Source organism: Dietzia sp. B19 (genome assembly GCF_014145155.1).
Lineage (GTDB): Bacteria > Actinomycetota > Actinomycetes > Mycobacteriales > Mycobacteriaceae > Dietzia > Dietzia natronolimnaea.
In genome coordinates this window covers 1-1,864 of the sequence record NZ_JAALED010000401.1, presented here as the reverse complement: position 1 = coordinate 1,864, position 1,864 = coordinate 1, and the positions used below count along the sequence as shown (strand labels likewise).

The 1,864-nt window shown below is 72.9% G+C and carries 1 protein-coding gene and 1 pseudogene; both read right to left on the bottom strand.

Translation table 11 applies throughout. From position 1 onward, the window contains the following. Window positions 1-300 (bottom strand): annotated as a pseudogene (locus tag G6020_RS17125) (S9 family peptidase); the annotation flags it as partial. Further along, window positions 293-1,864: circularly permuted type 2 ATP-grasp protein (locus G6020_RS11670; protein ID WP_182610747.1), on the bottom strand; the 1,572-nt coding region annotated here is incomplete at its 5' end. The gene G6020_RS11670 and the pseudogene G6020_RS17125, both read right to left, overlap by 8 nt.

Below are 1,864 nucleotides of genomic sequence, written 5' to 3'. Positions count from 1 at the left end.
CTCACAGGCCAGCCACTTGCCGTTGGGAGAGTAGGCGACTCGACGGACCGGGCCGTTGACGGGCAGCACGACGTCGCGCTCCGGCCCTGCCCCGTCGAGGCCCCCCAGGCCCAGTGGCCGCTGCACCGCCCGCGGGTATCCGGTGCGCTCGGTGACCACGCACGCCAGCATCGACCCGTCCGGGGACAGGCACGGAGAGGTGGTGTGACGGATCGCGTCCGGCCCCCCGGCGGCGTCGTCGGGTGGGCCGGCGACGTCCAGGGACTCGGCCTCCTCGGTGATCTCGGTCGTGTCATGCACGGTGGATCCAGGTGTCCTTTCCCCCGCCCCCGCTCGAGGCGTTGACGACCATCGTGCCCGCCGGAGCCACCCGTGTCAGTGCGACGGGCGGGGCGGAGGCGAGGATCTCACCCGAGTCCCCGGGTCGGAGCATGACGAACGCCCGCATGTCGACGTGCCGGCGCTGGAGTTCGTGCCCGTCGAACGTCGGCAGGGTGGACAGGGCCTGGACCTCCTGCGCGACGAATCGCTCGCCGTGCCGCCGCAGCTCGTCGCGGCGCTCGTCGAGCTCGCGGGGCGTGCACTCGGGGCCGACGGTGATGCCGGAGCCCCCGTACCCGTCGATCGGCTTGACCACGAGCTCCCCCAGCCGGTCGAGGACCTGCTTACGCTGCTCGGGGTCGGAGCAGAGATAGGTGTCCACCTGGCCGATGAGGGGCTTCTCGCCCAGGAAGAAGTTGATGATCTCCGGCACGCGCGCGTAGATCGCCTTGTCGTCCGCCGCGCCGTTGCCGGGGGCGTTGACCACGGCCACCCCGCCCTCCGCCATCGCGCCGAGCAGACCGCGCCGCAGAACGGTTCCGTCGGCCCCCTCGGAGGAGAGCAGCATCTCCTCGTCCATACGGACGTAGAGCACGTCGACGGGGCTGCGCTCGTCGCCGTCGACGCGCCACAGTCGACTGTCCTCGACCACCAGGTGGTCGGGGGTGACGAGCGGGCCGCCGATCGCGGCCGCGACCTGGCCCAGGTCGAAGGATCCGAGCTCGTCCTCCGCGATCACCACCGCGATCGCCGGATCGTCGACGCCGTCCGGCGCGGCCGCGCGCAGCGTCTGCGTCAGCATGTCCAGGCCGACCCGGGGATCGTGGATCTCGGACCGTGCGCCGAACTCGGGGAAGCCCTCGCTGATCCGGTCGCGCAGCGCGACCGCCATGGCCAGTCCGCCGGCCATCCGCAGGTTGTCCTCGAGGACCACCCACTCGCCCGGGGCGGTGGACACGAGGTCGACCCCGCACACCGGGGCGTGCAACGCCCCCGCCGGGACCGACCGGCCGGTGGGACGGAAACCCGGTGCCCGCTCGAGGGCCTCGGCGGGGACGACACCGGCCCGGGTGATCTCGCCGGGGCCGTAGATGTCCCGGAGGAACAACTCCATCGCGCGGGCGCGCTGCTCGATCCCCGCCGAGATCCGCGCCCACTGGTCGGCCGGGATGATCCGCGGGACCGCGTCCAGCGGGAACACCTGCGGCTCGTCCCTGCCGTAGACCTTGAGCGTCACCCCGAGGTCGCGGAGGCTGTCGTCGACCGTGTCCTTGCGCTCACACAGGGTCTCGGGGCCCAGGTCCGAGACGGCCTTGAGCACGTCCACGTACTCGGGCCGCGGCACGCCGTCCTCGGTGATCGCCTCGTCGTGCACCTCCTCGGTGACGGCCTCACCCAGCGGCGAGTAGGAGGCGAGCATCGACCGCATGTCGCGGTCGTCCGCCACGTCGCGGGGCCGGATCCGGTCGACGGTCTCCGCCAGCAGGACGGCCACCACGTCGCCACGCCTCCCGCGACGGCGGTGGGCGGCGCGTTGGCGGGC